The organism is Flavobacteriales bacterium, assembly GCA_013001705.1.
In the GTDB taxonomy this organism is placed as follows: domain Bacteria; phylum Bacteroidota; class Bacteroidia; order Flavobacteriales_D; family JABDKJ01; genus JABDLZ01.
This window is the reverse complement of record JABDLZ010000081.1, coordinates 1-5,617: the sequence shown is the minus strand read 5'-3', so window position 1 is coordinate 5,617 and position 5,617 is coordinate 1. Positions and strand designations below refer to the sequence as shown.

Below are 5,617 nucleotides of genomic sequence, written 5' to 3'. Positions count from 1 at the left end.
CCACCTTCTCCCTCCAGTCGGCAATGGTATTGGCCTGCATCTTGGGATTGCGGAGGTAGTACATCCATCCATCGCCATGTGCGGCATTCCAGTCGATGCTCTGACGGCTGTGTCCGGTGAGGAGCATCGGGATTTTCTTGCCAATAGGTTTGGGCAGCACATCCACCGTGCCATCCAGATTTCCAAAATGAGTGGTCTCGAGCGTGGGGAAGTCTTCTCCAGCAGCTCTTACATATTGGAAAGCCTCTCGAAACCGTTCGCCCCGACTTTCGAAGTCGATGCCCATGGCCGGATATTCATCTGGTCGGTCGCCCGAGGCCACACCCAGTATGAGTCGACCATCAGAGAGCTGATCGACCGTTGCGGCCTGCTTGGCGATATGCACCGGATGATGCAATGGCAAGGCGATGCTGGCGACCCCCAAGGCGATCTCACTGGTCTGTCCAGCCATATAGGCGAGATAGGTCAGCGGGTCGTACATCTGCCCCACATCTCCAAAGGCAGGGACATTGAGCGGAATGTCCCGCAACCAGATCGCCTTGAATCCGAGCTTTTCTGCCAGCTGGACTTTCTGGAGGTGGTCCCCCATCGTAGGTAACTTGGCGACCGGATAATACTCGATTGGCACCACCAATCCAAGACTCATCTCATTGGGTCGGAAGACACTGTTGTAGCCTTTGTTTATGGATTGGAATCCATTCATGGAATTAAACTATAATATATATAGTGACAAAAGAAAGTATAGTTACTTACTTTTGCAATACCGGTCAAAAAGGATAGTACAAGATGGAACAGTCTGAGGTGAATGAGATGCTAGTGTATAATGGTCGCGAATATCCCTGTTGCGCAAGCTTGACCATGGGCGTGATCGGGGGTAAGTGGAAGACAGTCATACTGTACCACTTGATGGAAGGACCCAAGCGTTATAGTGAATTACGCAAGGACATGCCGACCGTTACCGAGCGGACCTTGAGTTTACAATTGAAACAGCTGGACGAGGATGGTATTGTCCATCGCAAGGTCTATCACAAGAAGCCCCCGATGAAGGTGGAGTATAGTCTCACTGAAAAAGGGAAAACCTTGATACCGGTCATCAAAGCCATTGCGGATTGGGGGGATTCGGTGGTTTGAGATTAGAAAGTCTAATTCGAACCAATCCATTCCTGATCAAAGGCGATTTCATTGGAAGCGGATACCAGATTTTCAGCAATCTTCATCTTCTTCGATCGAATTCTATCAAAACTGCTTTGGTCTACGCCCTTTACTCGCATTTGACGCGATCACATTGATTCGCTTCTTGCGCGTTCCAGCTTCTCTTCGAATCTGGATTAGGCGAATTCATATCTTCATCCCTAGCACAAAACCTCATACCATGAAATTCCTGAAATATCTTCTCTTCACTGTACTGGCCCTCGTACTCATATTCTTTCTCATCGGATTCGCAAAACCAGCGGTGAATTATGGTTCTAAAGTCACCATCGACCGTCCCGTGGAGCATGTATGGGCCGTATCTCAAGATGAGGATCTCTACAGCGAGTGGCTCGAAGGATTCCAGAGCATGGAGCGTCTCAGCGGCAATTACATGGAGCCGGGAAGTACCTACCGTATCATCGTCAATCCGGGAGATGGTCAGGAGGATTTCGAAATGATAGAGACGCTGGTCTCCATAGAGGAGAACGAGCATGTAGAAATGCACTTCGATAGCGAGATGATGGACTTCGAGCAGGTGATGACCTTCGAGGAGGAGAATGGGAAGACCACCGTAACCACCGATTCCAAAGTGATGGGCAAGGGCATCTTCATGCGGTCCATGTTCGCTACCATGGAGATGCTGGGTGGAGCCTTCACCCAACAGGAGCAGAAGAACATGGAGGCTCTCAAAGCCTTGGCAGAACGCAGTTGACCTTGTAAATAGAACAGTGGTGAGTTGGACAGTTTCTGAAGCGTATAAGAGAACAGGAATTACACATGAGCACGAGCGATACAGATAGACAGATCATCCACGATGAGCAGGCCAAGCGATTCATACTCCCTGTGAATGGTAAGCAGGCCTTCATCAATTATAGGGTCAAGGAGGGAGTACTTCATCTGACCTATGCAGAAACTCCTTACGAGCTACGCGGACAGGGGATAGGACATGAATTGGCGGAGAAGACCTTCCAATACCTACAGGATCACAACATGAAGGCTGTGCCCATCTGTGGATTCATACGCAGGGTCCAGAGGAGCAGCAATGCCTGGGATGATGTGTTCTCATGAGTATGAAATCGATATACCGAGCAGGATGAATTGGGCAGATGTGATACGCTATGCCACCAATGGCAACCTTACTCCTCCGCGCAGAGTGGAGAAGACAGAAGAAGAATGGAGGGAACAGCTCAGTGAAGAAGCTTTCCGCATCACCCGTCAGAAAGGGACAGAGCGGGCCTTCAGTTCGGAAGTGTGTAGCCGTTTAGAACCGGGTATCTATGCCTGTGTGTGCTGTGGGACGGAACTCTTTGATGCGAGTGAGAAATTCGATAGCGGTACCGGTTGGCCCTCATTCACCCGACCCATCGAGGACAATGTCATCGCACATCACAAGGATACCTCCTATGGGATGACCCGTGTAGAGACCACCTGCAACGTCTGCGATGCCCATCTCGGTCATGTATTCCCCGATGGACCTGCACCCACCGGACTGCGCTTCTGTATGAATGCAGTCGCTTTGAAGAAAGTAGAGGATCAGTAGCTCATGCGGTCGCGTATGCGTCCATCACGTCCGTGTATGACCACATCACTTCCGTAGTTCTTGGCGATACGCCTGGCCCGGGCAATGGCATCATCCTGATATTCATAGCTGGCCGTGATGCGGCTGTTGCCTTCTCCGCGCACTGCCCATCCATCTTCATGAGGTACTACGTGCTGATGACGCTGGGATTCCTTGCGCTTACCCAGATTACGGGTGAGGACCTTGATGATCTTCTCCAGGAGTTTCTGCCAGAACGATGCGTCACGGATATCGGCCATGGTCAAATATACTGGCCCGAACCATTTGGACCTCACTTCAATTCTCGAGCGAGATCATGCATATTCAGTCGGTCTATATTAAAGGTGAATCTGACCTGCTGCAAGTAAGTGTCGGTGGTGGCCTCCAGATAGTCCTGTAGCTCTTCAGATGCGAAAAGAGGGAAGTAGAATTCCAACAGATTCCGTATCACCTGTAGCTTGACCCCCGCCTCATAGAGGTAGGGTTCTTCATCCCTCAGTATTTCGGTGGATAATCCTCGCTCACCCAGAAGGGCGGCATTCACATAGAATTGAATAGGGATATTCTTTGCGATGGGTAGGGAAGAAGAGACATTTAAGGAGACTAGGTATTCCTCGCTATTGGCCAGTGGGTTGAATGTGACAAAACCTCCTTCATCACGGGTGAATTGATTTGAAACGAACAATTCGCTGGTCGGGTCCAGCGCGCGTCCCAGATAGAGACCATCATAGGTGTAGTCGTTGAGTCCTGCCGTGCCACCCGAATAGAAATTGAAGAGACTCGGAGTAGCACTGCTTCTATTCAGGAATGCTCCGGCAAAGAATCTGATGTCCAATGAATTCTTGTAGATATAGGTGTGCTTGTAACTGAGGTCTATCGAGGCTTTGGTATATCCATCGCTCATTTCGGCCATCAGCTCAATTTGATGTGGTGAGACAATCTCTCTGTTGGTCTGCCTGACATGCAGTCTGACATAGGAGCGCTCATCATCCATATGGGCCGACATATCGGTGGCATGTATATAATCGAGTTGGATCTCATTGTCCACGGGAAGGCTGTTGACCTTACGCTTGAACCTCACGATCACTCCGGGATTCAGTTTCTGATAGTAACTGCCTGGGCTCTCATCATATGAGAATTGCCTGGCCCGGATGAATGGACTGATGCGAGAAATGATGGAATTCTGGACCAAAAAATTATGGCGCAATTCTCCTAGACCGGCAAATTCATTCGACCCCAAGGAATACATGGGCATCAAGCTATACTCGAATCCATTCAAGGGCAGTATATCATTGTATAGATAGCCACCGAGCATCACTCCATTGTGATAGTTCCATCCAATGGCTGGTAGTAGATTCAGCGTAGTTCGATTTGGATCTTCTATGGCTCCAAACGGTTGAATCCTTAGTGACTCCATCGTTCTTGCCAAGCCATTCAGTCTTGCAGAATTATTATCAGGTTCCAGGTCGGGATAGGTATAGCCGAAAATGGATACACGATCAGCATCAATGTCTAGGTCGAGTATGACCCATTGCTTTCCTTCAAAACCTTGGACCCAGGTCGATTGTAAGGTACTGTCACCTCGGTGTTGATTGACCAAGACCGGGGATTGGAGCTGTCCTTTGTTCTTGATAAGGATCTTGTCCCGTCTGGCCTTTGAGATCTTGTATTCCAGTTTTTTATCGGTCCTCAGCAGGTCATCGAAAAACCACGAGAGATCTTCATCCACATGGTCTTCAAATAGCTTCTGCAGATCAGTTGGGGTGGGGTGTTTGAATTTCCACGTTTCGAAATATTGCTGCATGATGGAGTTAAATGTATCCTCACCCAGATAGACTTTCAGATAGTAGAAAGAGAGGCCGGTCTTAGAATAAGCAATGGCGCTGTAGTTGGTTCCTACAAGATCCTCGCTACACGAAGTGATGGGTAGATCCAGATTTCTCCTGGCCTGCACCCGATAGAGCATCTGATGAATGTATGGATAGGGATGTTCTTCTATCCCAAGGAACTCGGCCTGTGATTCTTTTTTGAGTTGAAAGGGATAGAGCTTGTTGTCCGGATACTTGGTGTTGAAGTATCGCATCTCGCTGAATGTATTGAGCCCTTCATCCATCCAGGGATGGTCCCTCTCATTGCTCCCCAGTATTCCATAGAACCAGTTATGACCCACTTCGTGCATGATCACGGTCTCCAAGGCCATGGGAGTGGAATTATTACCGATGATGGTGATATTCGGATACTCCATACCGCCTCTGCTCCCGGGTGCATGTACGGCCGAACAGTTCGTATATGGGTAGTCTCCATACCACAGCGAGTAATAATAGACGGCATCGTTCAAATACTCAATGGCATCCTGCCAGAGTTCAGCATTGTGATTGGGAAAATAGGCCCAGGTATGCACGGTCCTACCAGAATTGGGTAGTTGTACCTCACCCTTGAGTACATGGAATCTCTTATCAGCGAACCAAGCAAAATCATGAATGTTGGACTCCTTGTATACCAAAGTCTTGGTCGTAGTTGCACTCGTAGGAAAGGCCTTATCCGATGTATTGAAAGAAGGTATGGCCGCTGTGGTCTCGGCCAACTCGATCAGCTCATTCAACTGTTCTTGGCTCTGCAATTCACCCGTAGCTCCGACCACATAATTCTCAGGTACTGTGATGGATACTTCAAATGAACCATATTCAGAATAGAACTCACCGATATCTAAATAAGGGAATGCGTGCCATCCATCGCGGTCATAAACGGCCGGCTTCGGGTACCATTGGGTGATCTGATAGGCTTGTTCCAGATGTCCGAGTCTGGACATGGTTCCTTTGGGAAGCTTGATATAGAATGGAGTGCTAATCTGAATAGATGCCCCTGGTC

At 48.8% G+C, this 5,617-nt stretch carries 7 protein-coding genes; 4 read left to right on the top strand and 3 right to left on the bottom strand.

The genetic code is table 11. The annotated features are described in order from the left end of the window. The coding region (locus HKN79_03190; protein NNC82557.1) for a TIGR03571 family LLM class oxidoreductase at positions 1 to 703 on the bottom strand (703 nt) is incomplete at its 3' end. Positions 704 to 810: 107 nt separating this feature from the next. Here HKN79_03190 and HKN79_03185 point away from each other — a divergent pair. The 4 genes from HKN79_03185 to msrB all read left to right on the top strand — a co-directional run bounded on the left by HKN79_03185 (position 811) and on the right by msrB (position 2,731). After that, entirely contained in the window at positions 811 to 1,131 is a 321-nt protein-coding gene (locus tag HKN79_03185) for a helix-turn-helix transcriptional regulator (GenBank protein ID NNC82556.1), read from the top strand. 241 nt (positions 1,132 to 1,372) lie between these two features. After that, entirely contained in the window at positions 1,373 to 1,903 is a 531-nt protein-coding gene (locus tag HKN79_03180; protein NNC82555.1) for an SRPBCC family protein, read from the top strand. A gap of 65 nt (positions 1,904 to 1,968) precedes the next feature. Beyond that, positions 1,969 to 2,259: an N-acetyltransferase gene (locus HKN79_03175; protein ID NNC82554.1), complete on the top strand. Its 291-nt coding sequence runs from the start codon at positions 1,969 to 1,971 to the stop codon at positions 2,257 to 2,259. Positions 2,260 to 2,284: 25 nt separating this feature from the next. Beyond that, positions 2,285 to 2,731, top strand: a complete 447-nt coding sequence (msrB, locus tag HKN79_03170) for a peptide-methionine (R)-S-oxide reductase MsrB (protein NNC82553.1) — start codon at positions 2,285 to 2,287, stop codon at positions 2,729 to 2,731. Here the strand turns inward: msrB and HKN79_03165 are convergent. Next, positions 2,725 to 3,009, bottom strand: a complete 285-nt coding sequence (locus tag HKN79_03165) for a DUF2188 domain-containing protein (GenBank protein NNC82552.1) — start codon at positions 3,007 to 3,009, stop codon at positions 2,725 to 2,727. The two genes, msrB and HKN79_03165, sit on opposite strands and share 7 nt — an antisense overlap. A gap of 32 nt (positions 3,010 to 3,041) precedes the next feature. Then, a complete protein-coding gene (locus HKN79_03160; GenBank protein NNC82551.1) occupies positions 3,042 to 5,558 on the bottom strand; it encodes a M1 family metallopeptidase in 2,517 nt (838 codons plus the stop codon). Between the last annotated feature and the right edge of the window lie 59 nt (positions 5,559 to 5,617).

Bases quoted from the DNA above. Each gene is read 5' to 3' on its own strand.
- HKN79_03165 (NNC82552.1), bottom strand. From the start codon at position 3,009: ATGGCCGATATCCGTGACGCATCGTTCTGGCAGAAACTCCTGGAGAAG.
- msrB (NNC82553.1), top strand. From the start codon at position 2,285: ATGAATTGGGCAGATGTGATACGCTATGCCACCAATGGCAACCTTACT.
- HKN79_03180 (NNC82555.1), top strand. From the start codon at position 1,373: ATGAAATTCCTGAAATATCTTCTCTTCACTGTACTGGCCCTCGTACTC.
- HKN79_03160 (NNC82551.1), bottom strand. From the start codon at position 5,558: ATGTCCAGACTCGGACATCTGGAACAAGCCTATCAGATCACCCAATGG.
- HKN79_03175 (NNC82554.1), top strand. From the start codon at position 1,969: ATGAGCACGAGCGATACAGATAGACAGATCATCCACGATGAGCAGGCC.
- HKN79_03185 (NNC82556.1), top strand. From the start codon at position 811: ATGCTAGTGTATAATGGTCGCGAATATCCCTGTTGCGCAAGCTTGACC.